At 67.2% G+C, this 18838-nt stretch carries 14 protein-coding genes; 2 read left to right on the plus strand and 12 right to left on the minus strand.

The genetic code is table 11. The annotated features are described in order from the left end of the window. Nucleotides 1-37: 37 nt before the first annotated feature. The 7 genes from JHW45_RS13405 to JHW45_RS13435 are packed head-to-tail and all read right to left on the minus strand — an operon-like array spanning nt 38 to nt 7154. The gene (locus JHW45_RS13405; protein WP_272858103.1) at nt 38-709 is read right to left on the minus strand and encodes a DUF1523 family protein; all 672 of its coding nucleotides are present in this window, start codon (nt 707-709) and stop codon (nt 38-40) included. A 13-nt stretch (nt 710-722) separates the two neighbouring features. After that, nucleotides 723-1004 carry a hypothetical protein gene (locus JHW45_RS13410; RefSeq protein WP_272858104.1) on the minus strand — a complete coding sequence of 94 codons (282 nt, stop codon included), beginning with the start codon at nt 1002-1004 and terminating at the stop codon, nt 723-725. After that, nucleotides 1001-2389 carry a DUF6638 family protein gene (locus JHW45_RS13415; RefSeq protein WP_272858105.1) on the minus strand — a complete coding sequence of 463 codons (1389 nt, stop codon included), beginning with the start codon at nt 2387-2389 and terminating at the stop codon, nt 1001-1003. The genes JHW45_RS13410 and JHW45_RS13415 overlap by 4 nt, the downstream gene beginning before the upstream one ends. A 52-nt stretch (nt 2390-2441) precedes the next feature. Continuing rightward, the gene (locus tag JHW45_RS13420) at nt 2442-4376 is read right to left on the minus strand and encodes an AAA family ATPase (protein WP_272858106.1); all 1935 of its coding nucleotides are present in this window, start codon (nt 4374-4376) and stop codon (nt 2442-2444) included. Beyond that, nucleotides 4377-4943: a putative glycolipid-binding domain-containing protein gene (locus JHW45_RS13425; RefSeq protein ID WP_272858107.1), complete on the minus strand. Its 567-nt coding sequence runs from the start codon at nt 4941-4943 to the stop codon at nt 4377-4379. Then, nucleotides 4943-6091 carry a hypothetical protein gene (locus JHW45_RS13430; protein WP_272858108.1) on the minus strand — a complete coding sequence of 383 codons (1149 nt, stop codon included), beginning with the start codon at nt 6089-6091 and terminating at the stop codon, nt 4943-4945. The genes JHW45_RS13425 and JHW45_RS13430 overlap by 1 nt, the downstream gene beginning before the upstream one ends. Beyond that, nucleotides 6081-7154 (minus strand): coiled-coil domain-containing protein, encoded by a 1074-nt coding sequence (locus JHW45_RS13435; protein WP_272858109.1) that lies wholly within the window; start codon nt 7152-7154, stop codon nt 6081-6083. The genes JHW45_RS13430 and JHW45_RS13435 overlap by 11 nt, the downstream gene beginning before the upstream one ends. 129 nt (nt 7155-7283) lie before the next feature. On the opposite strand from JHW45_RS13435, the gene JHW45_RS13440 reads away from it, so the two are divergent. Together JHW45_RS13440 and JHW45_RS13445 are read left to right on the plus strand one after the other, a co-directional pair. Then, complete coding sequence (locus JHW45_RS13440; protein WP_272858110.1) at nt 7284-8561, plus strand: acetylornithine deacetylase/succinyl-diaminopimelate desuccinylase family protein; 1278 nt, start codon at nt 7284-7286, stop codon at nt 8559-8561. Between the two features lie 115 nt (nt 8562-8676). Then, nucleotides 8677-10872: a lipase family protein gene (locus JHW45_RS13445; RefSeq protein ID WP_272858111.1), complete on the plus strand. Its 2196-nt coding sequence runs from the start codon at nt 8677-8679 to the stop codon at nt 10870-10872. 24 nt (nt 10873-10896) lie between these two features. Here the strand turns inward: JHW45_RS13445 and JHW45_RS13450 are convergent, their stop codons facing one another. The 5 genes from JHW45_RS13450 to JHW45_RS13470 form a co-directional block, all read right to left on the minus strand. Then, the gene (locus JHW45_RS13450) at nt 10897-13275 is read right to left on the minus strand and encodes an ATP-dependent helicase (protein ID WP_272858112.1); all 2379 of its coding nucleotides are present in this window, start codon (nt 13273-13275) and stop codon (nt 10897-10899) included. A gap of 131 nt (nt 13276-13406) precedes the next feature. Further along, nucleotides 13407-14459 carry a GTP cyclohydrolase FolE2 gene (gene folE2, locus JHW45_RS13455; RefSeq protein ID WP_419181867.1) on the minus strand — a complete coding sequence of 351 codons (1053 nt, stop codon included), beginning with the start codon at nt 14457-14459 and terminating at the stop codon, nt 13407-13409. Between the two features lie 37 nt (nt 14460-14496). Continuing rightward, nucleotides 14497-15681 (minus strand): O-succinylhomoserine sulfhydrylase, encoded by a 1185-nt coding sequence (gene metZ, locus JHW45_RS13460; RefSeq protein ID WP_272858113.1) that lies wholly within the window; start codon nt 15679-15681, stop codon nt 14497-14499. Between the two features lie 91 nt (nt 15682-15772). Next, nucleotides 15773-17098 (minus strand): sigma-54-dependent transcriptional regulator, encoded by a 1326-nt coding sequence (locus tag JHW45_RS13465; RefSeq protein ID WP_272858114.1) that lies wholly within the window; start codon nt 17096-17098, stop codon nt 15773-15775. 21 nt (nt 17099-17119) lie between these two features. After that, on the minus strand, nt 17120-18835 hold the full coding sequence (locus JHW45_RS13470) for a sensor histidine kinase (protein WP_272860620.1): 1716 nt from the start codon (nt 18833-18835) through the stop codon (nt 17120-17122). Nucleotides 18836-18838 lie beyond the last annotated feature (3 nt).

Genomic DNA, 18838 nt, shown 5'->3' on the forward strand with positions numbered 1-18838 from the left:
CGCGACGCGGCGTTTGGGACGGATTGCGCCACGCGCCTTATTGACGCGGCTTGCCCGACCACCGCGTCCACCATCCGCGCACCCGCCCGCGTGCGTCCCGTGCATCCGCGGCCACACGGTCGCTGGTGCGGTCCCACCGGTCATCCACGGACTTGATCGCGGGGTCGATCGTGCGTTCGCGGAACTGCGCCCACATCCGCCAGATCAGCCCAAGCAGGATCAGCAGGATGGCGCAGATCACCATCGCGGCCCAGTTGCGGGGCCGGTCGTTCGGATTGGCCAGCGTGTCGATCGAGATGGCGTTGGGATAGGCCGTCAGCCACGGAATCCGCCAGCCATAGGCGGTCACGCTGACCCAGGTCGGATCGCCCGAGGTCGATTTCAGGTTCGTCGCCTCGGCATGCAGATTGGCGCTGTCGTATTTGAAATAGGGCGGCCAGATCCAGCCGGTATCCTCGTTGCGATAGACGAAGACCTTGCCGTTGGGGCGCACCGTCTCGATGAAGCGGACATCGCGCTGACCGGCGGCATTCTCGACCGTGCCAGTATCTTCCGAGGCGTAGAAGATCGCGTTCGACGTCGTGACGGGGGTCAGCCGGTTATAGGTGTTGGTGATGCGGACCGTGTTCTTCGACGGCAGCGCGTAATCCAGAAACAGGAACACCGCGACCCCCAGCAGGACCCCCAGAACCACCTTGACGTAATACATGTGCACAGGCCCCTTATTGCCAGTTGACCCAATAGACGATCGCCATGATCGCCAGCGTCGGAAGGATGAAGACCAGCCACAGCAGCCGCGACTTCAGCGATCTGTCGAAGCCGACCATCGCCTTGCGGACAAACTCGTCCCGCAGGGCGTTGTTCCCCGCCATGTCGGGATGACGTTCGTCCCAGATTTCCTCAAGCCTTTCCCGCCTGAGCGAGCGGATATAGATGCGCAGCAGCAGATAGAACATCGCCTCCAGCAGAAAGACCAGCACGATCAGGCGAAACAACGCGATCAAGACCCGTCCTCCGCCGCGCGGCCCCACGGACCTGCCGGACGCGGCAAGCCGGTATCGGACCGCGCGGCCGCTGCGCGACCCCACGGGCCGTCGCGGGTGGCCGGATCGGGCCGGGCCATTCCCGGTTCGGGGCCGAACAGGGCGGTGCGCGTGCCCTGCTTGTCGATGGCGTATTCGCGCGCCAGCATCTGCGCCACATATTCGCGCTTGGCGTCGGGCCAGCCCTGATACAGCCGATAGAACAGCGGCTTGTGGGTGATGAACAACTGCCGCACATCGCGCGGCGCCAGCTCCGACAGCAGCCGGTTCACCAGATCCCGCGCCGGCCCGGGCGTCGCGCGGATGGCGTGGAAATAGGCCGGATCGCCGCTGTCGATCACCGGCCAGTCGCCGCCCTGTTCGGCATAGCGCTGCAACGCGGCCAGCCCCGCGATCTCGGGCGGCAGGTCGTCGCCCATGCGCCCGGCGGCGCGGCGCAGCGCGGCCCGTCCGCCATCGCCCGTGTCCAGCCCCAGCCGGATCGCCGCGTCGGCCAGGATGAAGTCGATCTTCTGGCGCAGGATCGGTGCGGCATCCGCGCCGCGCGCGTTGATGATCGGCTCGGCCAGCGCGTTGCGGGCCAGCCACGCGGCAATCGGATGGCGGTCTTGAACCGTCAGCGTCAGAAACCCCGGGACCTCGGTGCGTTGGGCGGGATCGGCAAAGATCATCGCCGGTTCGGCCGCCGACCGGATCAGATAGACGCCGCCGAACCGCGCGGTCCAGAAATCGGGAACGTCGAACACGGTATGGTCCAGCCGCACCGGATGGCGCAGGACATCGCCCGATTTGCGGGCCTGTTCGATCATTTGCGCGATCAGCACGTCATCCCACCACGCATTGGGGTCGCGGCGGAACCTGTCGATCATCGCGGCCAGCCGGTCGGCCTCGGCCACGTGGTTGCCGGTCGTGTCGGCGGCAAGCGTGAGGCGCGAAATATTGGGAAGATCGGCGGGCCCGGCCAGACGCCAGACCCCGTCGTCGATCCGGCCGACCACCGCATCGCGCGCGGTCAGGCTGAAAAGCTGGCTTTCGTTCTCGACGATGAAACGGCGCAGCACGTCGCGCAGAACCGACAGATCCGGGGTCAGCATCGGCGCGGTCTTCTGCTCGGTCGTCAGCAGGATGAACTGCCGCTCACCACCTTCGGGCGACAGATAGTCCATGTCGCCGAACTCGTCCCCGATCTCGGGGGAATGGCCGCCGATGTCGATGTGAAACTCGGTCAGGGCGGTCTGTCTGCCGGTGATGCGGTCCAGCGCGCGGTTATACAGCCCCACCCAGGCGGCCGAATCCACCCGGATGAGATTGCCGAACATCAGCCCCTGCGCGATCAGGCGCTTCATGCCGGCAGGCCCTGTCGCGGCGTCCGTGCTGCGGCACCCATCCCTTGCGGCACTAGATTCCCTCCTTCCCCTCCTCGAACCGCCGCTTTGCCTCGGCCATGCGCTGCATGTTCCTGACGGCCTCCTCGATGGCGGTTTCGTCGGCGCTGTCGGCATAGCGCCATTCGCTGTCGGCATAGCGGTTGATTTCCTGGATCACCATCTCGGTCGTGACCGGGCGGCGCAGCGCCTCGATCATCTCGAGCTTGCGGTCATAGGGCTGGTGCAGGAACGGTCCGGGCGTCTGGAACCAGTCGTCGGGCATGTCGAAATCCATCGCGCGGGATTTGACCGCGTCGGTGATGTTCTTGACCGACCGGCCGGTGAAGCGCGGCTCGGCCTGGGCGATGGCGTGCAGATAGCTGCCCAGATCGGCAAGATCGTCCAGCGGGCCATGGGTCGCCGCGACATGGGCAAAGACCTTTTCCAGCCCCGGCTCGTGCGGGCGGGCATGACCCTCATAGCTTTCGGCGACCGCGCGCCGGATCGCCTGCGCCCGCATCAGATCGTGATCGCCCGTCGGGATCTGGTGGCGTTCGCCCAGCAACAGCCCCAGAATGTCGATGAAATCGGCGCGGGTCTTCGGCCCGTCGATCAGCAGCCTTGCGCTGGCACGCTGGCGCAGGGCGTCGTCGATATTCTCGGCGTGGTTGGAAAACATCCCGAACGTGGCATTGCCGCGCACCACCGTCTGGGCGCCGGCGAACGCCTCCATCAGGACGGCGGTGATTTCCTGCTGCCCGGACGAGGATTGCCGGTCGCCCCGCCGTCCGGCGATCTGGTCGATATCGTCGATGGTGCCGAAGCCGATCACCTTGGGGTCGATCACCGCGTTGACAAAGGCGCGCGCGTTCTGGCCCGACTTGCCCTGATAGCTGTCGATATTGTCCACAGACAGGTTGCGATAGCGGAACGGATAATCCGCGACCTGGCAATATTCGTGGATCAGCCCGGCCATCATCTGGATCAGCGTGGTCTTGCCGGTGCCGGGGCGTCCGTCGCCCAGAAAGGTAAAGACGAACCCGCCCAGTTCGACGAACGGGTTCATCATCCGGTCGAAATCATAAGCGACGATCATCCGCGCCAGCCGCATCGCCTGATGCTTGGCGATGGCGTTGCCCACCACCTCGTCGGGGCGCTTGAAGGTCATCGCCACCGGGCCGCGCTGTCGCTTGGTGGGCGGGGCAAAGCCCGCGATGGGCATGTCGTCGGCGGCCACGCGCCACGACGCGCCGGTAAAGGCGCGGATGCGCGGCGCGTTCTGGGCCCGCGCGGCGACCGCGCTGGACAGCGCCTCGGCCCAGGCCAGGGCGGTGGCGATCAGGCTGGCGTCGTCCTTCGCCTCGCGCGCAAGGTTGCGATCCAGATCCCACAGCGCGCCCTGCAAGGCTGTCTGCGCGTTGTCGGTCAGGATCTCGTCCACGCTGACCGAATCGACCGTCCGGCCCGGGGCGTGATCGGCCAGCAGGAACGCCGTCGCATTGGCCAGCACCGACAGCGCCGCCAGCGATTCGACCGCCAGCAGTTCCGCGAATTCCCGGTGCCGGTCGGGTGACAGGCGGCTTTGCAGATTGATGCGTTTCAGTTCGGCCGCGCCCGATCGTGCCGCGACCTCGCCCGCGACGGCCAGCGCGATGGCGGTCGCCCGGCGCAGCACGCGCGCCATGGTCGCCGCCGCCGGCGTCAGCAGATCGTCGCCGCCCGCATCCTCGATCCTCTCCAGCAGATGCACGCCGTCGGCCTGCGCGGCGGGACGCCCGACCAGCCCCGGCGTCGTCGGGCGAAAGCGCGCGCCCGTCACGATCCCGGGCGAGCGTTCGGCCGCGGCCTCGGGCGTGGGCCGGCCCAGACGCGGCGCATGTTCGAACCCGGTCAGCAGCGACAGGGCCTGCGGGTAATGCTGCCGGATCTCGTCTTCGGGCAGTTCCATCTCGTTGCGCGCGTCCATTCAGTCCTCTTCGGTCCAGACACCCGGATAATCCGTCACGAAGCCGTGGCGGTTCACGGCAAGCACCGCCTCGAACCCGGTTTCGGCGGCGCGGAAATGCCAGCGCCCGTCATCCTGCCGCCGGCAGGTCCGGTGCAGCGGCTTCAATCGCCAGTCGCCGGCGTCCAGCGACGCCGCCGCGCTGTCGCCGCCGCCGGCGGTCTTCAGCCGGTTCAGGGTCAGCGTCACGGTCGCCGGGGTAAAGCCAAGATCAAGATCCATCAGCCCGTGGCTGCCCGGCACCTCGTCGCCGTTCACGCGCCATTCGCCCTGACCTCCGCGCCGGATCGACAGGCTCAGCGCGCGCCCGCCCACCCGTCCCTGCACCCGGGCCGAGCGCGGCAGCCAGTCATCGCCGCACGCCACAGTGTATCCCATCCACGCCGGTCCTGCAGCATCGCGCCAGACCGCCATGCCCTCAAGCTGCCACCGCTCGCCGTCATGGCGCAGGCAACAGGCGTCGTGGCCGGGCGTGTCCAGCCGCCGCCACAGGATCAGCACCCCCGTTCCCCCGCCGCCCGCAGCCATCAGCGATAGCCCGCGACGCGGCCGTCGGGGCCGGGCACGTATTTGCGGATGTCGCGAAACCCCGCCGGGTCCAGCGCGGCCAGCGCCTGATAGGGGCGCTGTGGCAGGATCAGCACGCGGGTGGCGCCGGTCGCGCCCTGCCCTGCGCCGTCCGCGTTCAGCGGGTCCAGCCGGAACACCTGCCGTTCGACCACGCTGAAAAGACCGCGGGATTCCAGCGTCGCACGCTCGGCCCGCAGATCCTCGACGGTCAGGGCCATCGCCCAATCCTCGCCCACGGGTGCTGCGGCGCTTTCCAGCACCTGACGGATCGGGCCGTCCTGCAACGTGAACCCCTGCGAATAGATCGGGCCCAGCACGATCCGCCGCAGCCGCCGCGGATGCAGCGTGTCGAAATCGCGGTCGAAACCCTGCGCGATGGTCACCAGTTGCAGCGACGTCACCGATTGCGCCAGCAGATGCGCGCGCAACTCGGGCCAGCGTTTCGCATCCTCGTCCAGCGGGCGGCGGCCGCTGTCGTCGGTCTCCATCAGATAGATCACCGGCACGTTTAACCGGCTGTCATAGACCGCCCAGTGGATCAGCCAGCGCCGCCGCTGGCCGCCCTGCCCCGACAGCCGCAGCGCCTGCGGATGCATCTGCGGCCAGAACAGCCCCCCCGCCGCCAGCGCCTGGTAATACAGCCGCTGCGACAGCGCGTATTGCAGCCGAGTGGGGATCGTCAGATCGCCGACGATCTGGCGGATCATGTCGTCCTTGATCGCGTCGGGCGTGGGCGTGCGGGCCAGTTCCTCGGCGGCCTGCGCGGCGTCGGCGGCGGTCTGCGCGATCTCGGCCCAGACCGGCAGGCCGGATTCGTGGATGTCGATGGTGACATGGCGGCGCAGCGGCCCCTCGATCCGGCCCGCGACCAGGTATTTCATCGACAGCGCATCCAGACTGGTCCCAAGCGCGGCCAGATACAGGCCGATGGCCTCGGTGTCCGTCCGCGTGAACAGCCCGTCGCGCACCATCTCGGACAGGGCGGCCGGCAAAACCGCCGCGATACGCCGCGTCTGGTCGAAAAAGGCGCGCGCGGTCAGGTCGTCGTCCAGCGCCCGGTGATCGGCGTCCAGATTGCCCGTTTCGGCCACCGCCTCAGCCGCCATAGAGGTTGCTGTCGTGCTTCTTCACGATCTCGGCAAAACGGCGGGCGAAACGTTCGTCGGCCTTGGCCTTCTCTTCCAGCACCTTGCGCGCAAACACCATGTGATCGCCATGCGCCTCAAGCATGTCGGCCATCCGGTCGTTGGTCGCGGTGCCGATGGCGGCCATGGCGGCCTGCGCCTCCTGGTCGGTCCTCACGCCGATCTCGTTGATGCGGTGGGCGATGTCCTGCTGCTGCGCGGTCTTCAGCGATTTGGTCAGCGCGTCATACAGAACGACCCGCTGACGTGTGTCGGTCTGAAGCTTGTTGATCAGCACCATCTGCGTGGCGGCCTGGTTCTGAAGGCTGTCCACCCAGGTCTTGCCCGCCTCGATATAACGCTCCAGCGTCTGCGATTTCGCCAGCGCCACCTGTTCGTCCTGCACCAGCGCGTTGTGATCGCGGTTGGCATTGGCCAGTTCGGTTTCCAGCCGCGTGCGTTCGGTCGCATCGGTGGTCGCGGCGATGCGGTTTTCAAGCTCGATCAGCCGCGGGTTCATCGCGCGGATACGCTGGCGCAGCGATTCCAGCGTCGCCACCGCCTCTTCGCGTTCGGCCAGCGTGCGGGTCAGGTTCGCCTCGACCTTCGCCTTCTGGTCGTTCAGCAATTGCAACTGGCCCTGCAACAGCCGCGTGATCGTGTCCGATTTCGCGATCAGGTCCTGCAACTTGTCGTCGATGCTGGCCGCGCGCAGCCGTTCCTGGCGCATCGCCTCGGACCTGCCCGAGGCGAAGACGCCCACGAATTTCTCCCACCCGGTCTTGCTGCGCAATTCCTCGAAATCGCGGCTGAACCCGGCGGTCACGTCGTCCAGCCCCATGATCAGCTCGGCGATATTGGCGTTCATCGCCTCGGTATGGGCGTGGACGTCCTGCAACGTCGCGTTCGCGACATCGACCGGCAGTTCCGCCACCTCGGCATCGGCCGCGACCCGATCCAGCGCGGCGGTCACGCCGGCGATGCGGTCCTGCGCCGCCGCGACCTGCGTCTTGCTGTCGTCGATCTGCTGTTCCAGCGATGCCATCAACGGCCTCCCAATCCCCCGAGTCGCTGCGGATGTTAGGCCCCTGACCTTCGGACGCAAGGGCCGGCCGGGCCAAAGTTTCGCCGACCCCCTGTTGTCACGCCCCCGTCCGCGTCCTAGCGTTGCGCCATGAACCGCCTTCGTGACGCCATCGACGCACGCCGCGACAGCCTGATCGCGCTGACCCAGGATCTGGTCCGCATCCCGACGCTGAACCCGCCGGGACGGCATTACCGCGACATCTGCGACTATCTGCACGCGCGCATGTCGCAGCAGGGCTGGGAATGCAGGATGGTGCGCGCCACCGGCACACCCGGCGACAGCGAACGGTTCCCGCGCTGGAACGTCGTGGCGCGCCGGCAGGGCGCGCGGGCCGGCGAGTGCGTGCATTTCAACAGCCATCACGACGTGGTCGAGGTGGGCCATGGCTGGACCCGCGACCCGTTCGGCGCGGAACTGGACGGCGGCCGCATCTATGGGCGCGGCGCCTGCGACATGAAGGGCGGGCTGGCCGCCAGCATCATCGCGGCCGAGGCGTTCGTTGCGACATATCCCGACCACGCCGGCAGCATCGAGATCAGCGCGACGGCGGACGAGGAATCGGGCGGTTACGGCGGCGTCGCCTATCTGGCCGAACAGGGCGCCTTCGCCCATGTCGATCACGTCATCATCCCCGAACCGCTGCACAAGGACCGCATCTGCCTGGGCCATCGCGGCGTCTGGTGGGCCGAGATCGAGACGCAGGGCCGCATCGCCCACGGCTCGATGCCGTTTCTGGGCGATTGCGCCGTACGCCACATGGGCGCCGTGCTGGCCGAGATGGAGGCGACATTGTGGCCGCTGCTGGCGGGCAAGCGCACCGAGATGCCGGTGATCCCGGAAGGGGCGCGATCCTCGACGCTGAACGTCAACGCCATCCACGGCGGCGCGGCAGAACCCGAGGCGGATTACACCGGCCTGCCCGCGCCCTGCGTGCCCGACCGCTGCCGCATCGTGATCGACCGCCGTTTCCTGATCGAGGAGGACCTGGCCGAGGTGAAGGCCGAGGTCACGGCGCTGCTGGAACGGGTAAAGGCGCAGCGGCCCGATTTCCGCTATGAGGTGCGCGATCTGTTCGAGGTGGTGCCGTCGATGACCGATCGCGACGCGCCGGTGGTCACGACGACCGCCCGCGCGATCCGCAACGTGCTGGGCCGCGAGGCGGGCTTTGTCGTCAGCCCCGGCACCTATGACCAGAAACATATCGACCGGATCGGCAAGCTGAAGAACTGCATCGCCTATGGTCCGGGCGTGCTGGATCTGGCGCATCAGCCGGATGAATGGATCGGCGTCGATGACATGGCCGACAGCGCCAAGGTGATGGCGCTGGTGCTGGCCGAACTGCTGGCCGGCGACCCGCCCGGCTGAACCGCGCGGCCGGCCCCGCCGCAGCCGCAGACGCAGACGCGGAATCGTCAAAGAAATCAAAAGCTGCCCGGTCCGTGTTATCGTGGTTGCGTGACAACGTGGCGGAGCGGTTTCGGTGCAGCGCAATCTGGTTCTTGTCGTTCACGGCATCGGCGAACAGAAGGCCGGTCAGACGCTGGATGCGCTGACGGGCGGCGCGATCCGCGAACTGGGCCTGCCCGGCCCCGTCGAGTCGCGGGTCGAGATGATCGCCGAGGACCGGCCGGACGAACGGCAGCTGCACCTGTTTCCCTGCCATATCCGCCGCACCGTCCTGCCCGCCGCCGTGGCCGGATGCGGGCAGGATCAGGACGTGCTGGCCGCCGAGGTTCACTGGTCCGATCTTTCGCCCGCCCCGCGCGGCCCGCTGTCCACCGGGTTCGATCTGCTGCGCACGGTGCTGACGCTTGGCTATCTGGCGCTGGACAACGTGGCGCAGGGCCGGCAGGCCGCGCATCGCTGGATCCGGGCGCTGGTGCATCTGTTCGTCTGGATCTTCTATGCGCTGATCGCGCCGATGAACGCGCTGCTGCTGCTTGGCTCGATCCTGATGCTGACCGATCGGTTCGTGATCCGCATCGGCCCCGACACGCTGCACGGCGCGACGCTGATGGCCATTCTGGGCGCGATCGCGGCGGTTCTGTATCTGGGCTGGCGATCCCGGCTGCGGCGGCCCCGGACGTCGTATCTGGAACGCTGCTTCATGTCCGGGATCGGCGGGCTGGGCGTGCTGATCCTGATCGCGGCGATGTCCGTCCGTCTGGCGCTGCCCGCACGCCCCGATCTGGCGGTGATCGACCTGAACAATCCGCAGGCCTATGTCCCCGCGATCCCGTCCCCGCCGCCCCTCTGGCTGGACTGGCTGCGCCGCACCTCGTGCAACTCCATCGAATTGACCGCCTGCTGGAACCCTGCCTATCAGGACATCGCCGCGCTGCTATGGGCGTTCAGCATGCTGATGGCGCTGACCTGGCTGGTCGCGGTCGCAATCTTGCTGGTGATGTTCGCGATCTCGGCGGTTCTCGATATCGGGGTGTGGCGCACCCTTGCCGTGGCGGGTGCGGCGCTGGCGGTCATGCTGGCGATCCAGCTTGCGCCCGGCCCGTGGCACCTGACCCTGCTGATGGCGCTGCTGATCGCGGCGGGCGCGGTCTTTGCGCGCCAGCTGGCCTTTCGCGACGCCGATCCCATCGGCCGCCTGACCCGGCTGTTCGGCCGCCGCGCCCGCATCTATCTGCCGATCTGCAACGCGATGCTGTTTCTGTGGATGCTGATCTCGGCCGCGATCTGGTCGATCTTTGCCGAACTGATCGGCAGGATCGACGGGCCGCAGGGCGGGCAAAGCCTGCTGAGCCAGCTTTACACCGACTATTCCGTCCTGGCGACCAGCACGATGTCCTATATCGTCTTCGGGGTCGCGGCGCTGATCGTGGCCGGGGTCGTGCCGCTGCTGATCCGCCAGCGCCGGAAAGAGGCGCTGGCGCTGGACCCCGAAAGCTGGCTGGATGTCTGGTGCGGCCGGCTGATCCTGAACCCGGTGCTGAACCTGCTGCTGATGGTGCTGATCCTGTGGATCGCCTTTGGCGGGGCGTTGCAGGCGGTGCGCACCGCGTTCGAGGTGCTGGACATCGACTATCGCCCCTGGAACAGCGACACGCTGCTCGGCGGGCTGATCCGGTTCCACGAAACCGTCAGGTCCTATAACCCGATGGCCATCGCCCTGGTCGGCCTGGCCGGGGTCGCCGCCTATCGCGCCGCCGATTTCGTCTCGGCCGCGTTGGGGGTGGCGCGCGACATCTCGGTCTATTCGGCGCGCACGCTGGCCTTCAGCCCCGACACGCCGCAAGGCCACAGCGTCTATGCCACACGGCAGCGCATCAAGGCGCGGTTTCACACCGTGCTGGCGCATCTGTCGCGCCAATATCCCCATGACCGGCTGATCGTCATCGCCCATTCGCAGGGCACCGTCATCGCGGCGCAGGCCCTGCTTGAGGGGGCGGCACCCGAAAAACCCACCAGCCTGGTCACGATGGGCAGCCCGCTGACCCATATCTATGGCCAGTATTTCGCCCGCGGCTTCGACATGGCCGACCTGCCCGACCGGCTGGTTCGCTGGATCAACATCTATCGCTGCGACGATTTCGTGGGAACCACGGTGCAACTGCCCGGCGACCGGGTCGAAAACCACCGCGTCGCGCCGGGCGGGCATACCGGCTACTGGACCGATGCGCAGGTCTGGCAGACGGTGCGATCCGTGCTGCGCGACGCCTGATCGCACGCACGGCCGCGCCGGACGCTAGAACGGCACGTCGTCGCCATCGCCCACAGGGCGGACATACCCGGCCTTGATGGTCTTAAAGCCGGTTTCGAACTGCACGGTCAGCGTATCCTCGGCAATCCCCATGATCCGGCCTTCGCCGAACTTCGCGTGGCTGACCATGTCGCCGACGCCGAATTTCGCCGCAGGCTCGGCGTCGATGGTCACCGGCGTGCGATGCACCGGCGCCTTGCGTTCGGCCGCGCGCGCCTGCATCCGCTTCCATCCGGGCGAGTTATAGACATCGGCCTTCGCCGCCCGGTCATGCATGTCGGTGCCCGCATTCGCGCCGGCAAAGGCCATCGCCCCGCCATAGCCGCCGCCGTAAAGACCGGGCGGCGTCAGCACCTCGACATGATCCTGGGGCAGCTCATCGACAAAGCGCGACGGCATCGACGATTGCCACTGCCCGTAAAGCCGCCGGTTGCCCGCAAAGCTGATCGTGGCCAGCCGCTCGGCCCGGGTCAGACCGACATAGGCCAGCCGCCGCTCCTCCTCCAGCCCCCGCGTCCCCTGCTCGTCCATGGCGCGCTGGTTCGGAAACAGCCCGTCCTCCCACCCCGGCAGGAAGACGACCGGAAATTCCAGCCCCTTGGCAGCATGCAGGGTCATGATGCTGACCTCTTCGCCCGCCTCGCCGTCGTCGCGATCCATGACCAGCGCGACATGTTCCAGAAAGCCCTGAAGATTGTCGAATTCCTCCAGCGCCTTGACCAGCTCCTTCAGGTTGTCCAGCCGGCCCGGCGCATCGGGCGATTTCTCGTTCTGCCACATCGCGGTATAGCCCGATTCGTCCAGCAGCCTCTCGGCCAGTTCCACATGCCGCACGGTGCTGTCGATGGCGTCGGCATGCCAGCGTCCGATATCGGTCACGAGACCGCGCAGATTGGCCAGCCCCTTGCCCGACAGGTGCTTTTCCTCGACCGCGATGCGCGCGCCTTCCAGCAGGCTGACGCCGTTCTGCCGCGCGATGGTCTGGATGGTCTGCACCGCCTTGTCGCCCAGACCCCGCTTGGGCGTGTTCACGATCCGCTCGAACGCCAGATCGTCCTCGGGGCTGACCACCAGCCGGAAATAGGCCATGGCATCGCGAATTTCCTGCCGCTCGTAGAAACGCGGGCCGCCGATGACGCGATAGGGCAGACCGATGGTCATGAACCGGTCCTCGAAGGCGCGCATCTGGTGGGACGCGCGCACGAGGATCGCGATGTCGTTCAGGCTGACCGGCCCAAGCGCGGCGCGATGCCCGCCCTGAAACGCCTCGATCTCTTCGCCGATCCAGCGCGCCTCGGCCTCGCTGTCCCAATGGCCGATCAGGCGCACCCTCTCGCCCTCTTCGGCGTCGGTCCACAGGGTCTTGCCCAACCGCCCCGCATTGGCCGCGATCAGCCCCGACGCCGCCGCCAGGATCTGCGGAGTCGAGCGATAATTCTGTTCCAGCCTGATCACCTGCGCGCCGGGGAAATCGGTCTCGAACCGCAGGATGTTACCCACCTCGGCGCCGCGCCAGCCATAGATCGACTGGTCGTCATCGCCCACGCAGCAGATGTTGCGATGCCCCTGCGCCAGCAGCCGCAGCCACATGTATTGCGCGACGTTGGTATCCTGATACTCGTCCACCAGGATATAGCGGAACCGGTCCTGCCAGGTCTTCAGCACGTCGGGATGGGCCTGAAACAGCGTCACGCAATGCATCAGCAGATCGCCGAAATCGACCGCGTTCAGCGTCAGCAACCGATCCTGATAGGCCGCATACAGCCGCCCGCCCCAGCCGTCGAACGCCGCCGCCTCGCCCCTGGGCAGGTTCGATGGCGTCAGACAGCGGTTCTTCCAGCCGTCGATCAGATGCGCAAGCTGCCGCGCGGGCCAGCGCTTCTCGTCAAGGTTTTCGGCCTGGATCAGCTGCTTCATCAGCCGGATCTGGTCGTCCGTGTCCAGGATCGTGAAGCTGGGCTTCAGATGCAGATCGCCATTGCCGATCAGTTCGGCATGCCGGCGCAGGATCTTCACGCTGATCAAATGGAACGTGCCCAGCCACGGCATCCCCTCGACCGCCTCGCCCAGAAGCCGGGCGATCCGGTCCTTCATCTCGCGCGCGGCCTTGTTGGTAAAGGTCACCGCCAGGATCTGCCCCGGCCGCGCCCGCCCCAGCATCAGCAGATGCGCGATCCGCGTGGTCAGCGCCCGCGTCTTGCCGGTGCCCGCGCCCGCCAGCATCAGCACCGGCCCGTCCAGCACCTCGACCGCCGCGCGCTGCGCCGCGTTCAGCCCGTCCAGATAGGGCGCAGGCCGCGCCGCCATCGCCCGGTGCGACAGGGGCACGCCATCGAAATCGTCGGAATCGTCCAGAAGCTTCATCCCCCCAACATAGTCGCGAACCCCGCCCAAGGAAAGCCGGCGTTCCACTTATGTTCCGGCAGCTGTCTTTGGCGCGCAAATATCCTGCTTGGGTCCGGGGGTGCAAAACCCCCGGCGCGCGCGGGACGCACTCAGCCGCGCAGCCCCGCGAAGGTCATCGGGTCCAGCGAGGCCTGCGCGAATGTCGGCCCCTCGACCAGCAGGCTGACCGCGTCGTGGGAATGCAGCGATTCCTGATGGCTGGCCAGAACGCGGAAATCGCCGATCCGGCTGTCATGCTGCAATTCGCGCGCGAAGGCGCGCACCGCATCCTCGACGAAGATCGGGTTCGAGGCGTTCAGTTCCGCGAAGGCCTGCTCGTCCTCGCGCTTGACCATCACCTGCGTCTCGGTCGGAACGGCGCGGCGGCACAGTTCCACCATATCCTCGAACCACAGCTTTTCCGGCCCCTTCATCACCGCCGAAATCCGCGCCACCGAGCGCTGCGAATGCGGCGTCGCCAGGCGCGAGCGGGTCTCGCGCGCGTGTTCCGACAGTTCCAGCGAACAGGGGCAGGTCGAGGAATAGACGTAATCGACATGCATGATCCGCAGCCGCTGGCCGCGATGTTCCACGACCTCCTGCGCGATGTCGTAATACTGCCAGCCCGACAGGCCCGACCGCAGCGACTCGACCCGGATCGGATAGGAAAACCGCATCTGGATGCGCGCATCGAACGCGTCCAGATCGGTCTTGTAGTCGTCCAGCGCCGCCTCCAGGACCTTCAGGCTGAACAGGTGATCGGAATGGGCATAGAAGGACCGCATGATCCGGCTCATGTTGATGCCCTTGCGGTCGGCCTCCAGGCTGACCGTGCCGGTGACGCTGGTTTCCAGCGCGATCTCTCCGCCCTCGCGACCGTTTTCGGGCCGCGTCTGGTAACGGATCGGCAGCCGGAAATTCGAGATGCCGACATGCTGGATCGGCGCGCGCGCGCCCACGATCAGGCTGGCCGGCCCGTTCTGCAGATCGGGCAGACCGGCGCGGTATTCCTCGTCCGAGCGGAACTGGGAATCGTAATCGCGGATCAGCGCCGGATAGGCCGGGACCATGGGACGGGCTTCGGTCATGCGGACATCCTCCTGGGGACAGCGGTCGCAATATGGGGGCATCGAGTGCGATTCTGAAGACCCGGCGGCAGAAATCGCCCGAAATCCCGGCACATGGCCGCCCCGCCGCGCCTCAGCCGTCCAGCGCCCCGGTCAGATCGTCGATCAGGTCCTGCGTGTCCTCCAGCCCGACCGACAGCCGCAGCAGGCCCGGCGTGATGCCCAGACGCGCCCGGTCCTCTTCGGACAGGCGCTGATGGGTGGTGGTCGCGGGATGGGTCACGATGGAGCGCGCATCGCCCAGATTGTTCGAGATCTTGACGATCCGCAGCCGGTCCATCGCGGCGAATGTCGCCTCCTTGCCGCCGGCGATCTCAAGCGCGATCATGGTGCCGCCCGACCCCATCTGCGCCATCGCCAGATCGTGCTGCGGATGGTCCTCAAGACCCGGATAGATCACCCGCGCCAGACCCGCATGGCCCTGCAAGGCGCGGGCGATGGACAGCGCGCTGTCGGCCTGCGCCCGCACCCGCAGATCCATCGTGGTCAGCCCGTTCAGCATGATCCAGCTGTGAAACGGGCTGATCGCCCCGCCGGTATGTTTCAGATACGGCTCGACCGTGTTGCGGATGTAATCGCGGCTGCCGCAGATGACCCCCGCCAGCGCCCGGCCGCCGCCGTCGATATGCTTGGTCGCGGAATAGACGACGACATCGGCGCCCAGATCGACCGCGCGCGAAAAGACCGGCGTGGCAAAGACGTTGTCGGCCACGACCGTCGCGCCCGCCCGGTGCGCCAGATCGGCCACGGCGGCGATGTCGATCACCTCAAGCCCCGGATTGGACACCGATTCGAAGAACACCGCCTTCGTGCCCGGCCGGATCGCGTCCCGCCACTGATCCAGATCGGTGCCATCCACGAAGCCGATCTCGACCCCGAACTTCGCCAGCAGGTCCAGCACGTAAAGACACGACCCGAACAGCGCCCGCGACGCAACGACGCGATCGCCCGGCGCGCACATGGAAAACATCGCGCCGTTGACCGCCGCCATGCCGCTGGCGGTGGCAAAGGCGTCCTCGGTTCCCTCCAGCGCGGCCATCCGGTCCTCGAACATGCGGCTGGTCGGGTTGCCGTAGCGGGCATAGATGAACTCGTCCGGGCCGCTGTCCTGAAACCGCGCCTCGGCGTGGCCCGCGCTGTCATAGACGAAACCCTGCGTCAGAAAGATCGCCTCGGACATCTCGCCATACTGGCTGCGCCTGGTGCCGTGATGAATCGCCCGCGTGCGGGGACGAAGATTCTTGTCGCGCGTCGTCATGAAACTGTCCTTGCCGGTCCTGCGCCGGGTTACTGCCACGGCGGCGGCGGCGCAAGCCCGCCGGCCCCGCCCCGCGCCGGCACCGCCGCGATCACAGGTAATCGCTGCGCTGCAACCCGTATTTCGCCATCTTCTCGTTCAGGGTCCGGCGCGGCAGGCACAACTCCTCCATGACGCCGGCGATGCTGCCCTTGTGGCGGCGCATGGTGTTGTCGATCAGCATCTTCTCGAAGCTTTCGACATATTCCTTCAGCGGCTTGCCCTCGGTCGTGGTGGCCTGCTGGTTGTCCTCGCCATCGGCCATCAGCAGCGAGGCGATGGACCCCGATCCGCGCCGGTTCTGCAACACCGCGCGTTCGGCCACGTTGATCAGCTGGCGGATATTGCCCGGCCACGGCGCCTGCAACAGCTGCGCGGCCTCCTGCGCGCTGACCTGCGGCGGCTCGCACCCGTATTCCTCGGAAAACTGTTCCGCCATGCGCGTGAACAGCGCCAGGATATCCTCGCCCCGCGCGCGCAAGGGCGGCAGCGTGATCTTCAGCGCCGACAGGCGATAGAACAGGTCGGGGCGCAGCGAATCCTCGGCCTTGCGCCCCTCGCCGCGCGCGTTCGAGATGGCGATGATCCGCGTCTCGGCCGGGCCGCCCTGATCGCTGATGAAGGCCAGCAGCCGCGCCTGCAACGGTTCCGACAATGCCTCGACATCCTCAAGACACAGCGTGCCGCCGCGGGCTTCCTCGACCGCGGGCAGACCGTCCTCGATCGGGCCGAACAGCCGCGCCGCCAGCGCCTCGTCGTTATAGGCGGCGCACGACACCGGCACGAATTTCTTCGACGCGCGCGGGCCGACCGCATGCAGCGCGTGGGCCACCAGCGTCTTGCCGGTCCCGGTCTCGCCGTCGATCAGCACATGCCCGTCGGCCTGCCCCAGATCCAGGATATCCTCGCGCAGACGTTCCATCACCGGGCTGGCGCCGATCAGCTTGGACATGACCTGCTGCCCTTCCGACAGATCGCGGCGCAGGGCGCGGTTGTCCAGCGTCATCCGCCGCGCCTGCGTGGCCTTCTTGGCAAGCTGGGTCAGCTTGTCGGGGTTGAACGGCTTTTCCATGAAATCCATCGCGCCCAGACGCATCGCCTCGACCGCCATCGGCACATCGCCGTGCCCGGTGATCAGGATCACCGGCAGGCCGGAATCAAGGCCCATCAGCCGCTTGAGAAAGGCGATCCCGTCCATGCCGGGCATGCGGATGTCGGACACGACAACGCCGGGCCAGTCCGCCCCGATCACCTTCAGCGCGTCTTCGGCGCTGGCAAAGCTTTCGGTCTCGAACCCCGACAGGACCAGCCACTGGCTGATCGATTCCCGCATGTCGGGTTCGTCGTCAACAATCGCAATCTTCAATTTGCGAGACATCGCATCACCTCTCTCGATCCATCATTCGGCGGCCAGCGCCTCGCGGGTTTCTCCGGGCCGGTGCAACGGCAACTCGACCTGAAAGACGGCACCGCCTTCATTAGCATTATGCGCCGTCAGACGCCCCCCGAAATCCGCCACGATCGAGGACGAGATCGCCAGCCCCAGCCCGGTCCCCTCGCCGGGTTTCTTGGTTGTCCAGAAGGGTTCAAACAGCTTTTCCAGATCCGAGACACCCGGACCGTTATCGCGCACGGACACATAGGCGTGAGCGCCGGCCTCGACCGTGATCTCGATCGCCGCGTCGCGCCGGTCGCGGACCGCGTCCACCGCGTTGCGCAGCAGGTTGATGATGACCTGTTCCAGCCGGATGCGGTCGGCCATCACCATGATCCGCCCGCGCGGCGCGCTGCGGGTCACGCGGATCGACCGCGTGCGCAGTTGCGGCTCCATCATGGTCAGCGCGGAACTGACGGCGGCGCGCAGATCCACCGGCTCGACCGCCTCGCCGCCCTTGCGGGCATAGGATTTCAGTTGCCGCGTGATGGCGTTCATCCGCTCGATCAGATCGTCGATACGCTGGAAACTGGACAGCGCCTCTTCGCTGCGCCCGCGTTGCAGCAGCAGCCGCGCCCCCGCCAGATAGGTCTTCATCGCGGCCAGCGGCTGGTTCAGCTCGTGGCTGACGCCCGCCGACATCTCGCCCAGGGCGGCCAGTTTCGACGATTGCTGCACCGTCTGTTCGGCCACGCGCAATTCCTTCTGCACCCGCTCGCGCTCGGCGATCTCGCGCGTCAGCCGCGCGTTCAGCGCCCGCAGATCGGCCGATTCCCGCATGAAGGCGACCGACTGCATCCGCGCCCGCCGCGACAGCAGCCAGAAGGTCAGCGCCAGCAGGATGGCGAACCCCATGATCTCCAGCGCCAGGACCGCGTTCACCCGCTCGCGCGTCGAGGCATAGGTGGTGAACGCGATCATCTTCCAGCCGCGGAACGCGATGCGCTGTTCGCTGCGCATCACCGCGCGCCCCGCCAGATAGGCGTCGGCCGGCGTCGCCGTCCAGTCCGCCGTCACCTGGAACGCCCGCTGGATCGCGGATGGGGCCGAACGGACCTGCAACGCCTCGGGGACGGTCAGCCCGCGCCAGCGCGGCTCGGTCGACAGGATGATCGCGCCCTCGCTGTCGGTCACGACGACGGCCTCGGCGATGCCGGCCCATTGCCGTTCAAGCTGGCTCAGATCCGCACCGACGACGATCACGCCCAGCGTCTTGCCGTCCGCGACGATGGCGCGGGAATGGTTGAACTCGTAAGCGCCGGTTTCCGTGGTCGAGATGCTGAACACCGTGTCGCGCGACCGCAGCGCCTCGACGTAATAGGGCGACAGCGCGTTGTTGGTGCCGATCTGATAGCGGTCGGTCGATCCCACCGTCCGCCCGGTCGCATCCAGCAGCCGGATCGAGCCTGCCCCGATCTCTTTCTGCGCGGCGATCAGCTGCGCCGATGTGGTCGAGAAATCGTTGCTGGTCAGCGCCCCGATCAGGGCCGGATCGCGGGCCAGCAGCCGCGGCACCACCTCGTTTCGGTCCAGTTCCGCGCGCAGATTGCCGGTATACAGCGCCAGCCGCAGATCGGCCCGCATCCGCGTATTCTCGGCAAAGCGTTCGGTCAGCCAGGCATTGGTGATCCAGATCGCCGCCAGCGCGGTCAGAAAGATCAGCGCCACCGCCAGCCGCAGCCA

Origin of the sequence: Paracoccus stylophorae (assembly GCF_028553765.1) — a bacterium.
In the GTDB taxonomy this organism is placed as follows: domain Bacteria; phylum Pseudomonadota; class Alphaproteobacteria; order Rhodobacterales; family Rhodobacteraceae; genus Paracoccus; species Paracoccus stylophorae.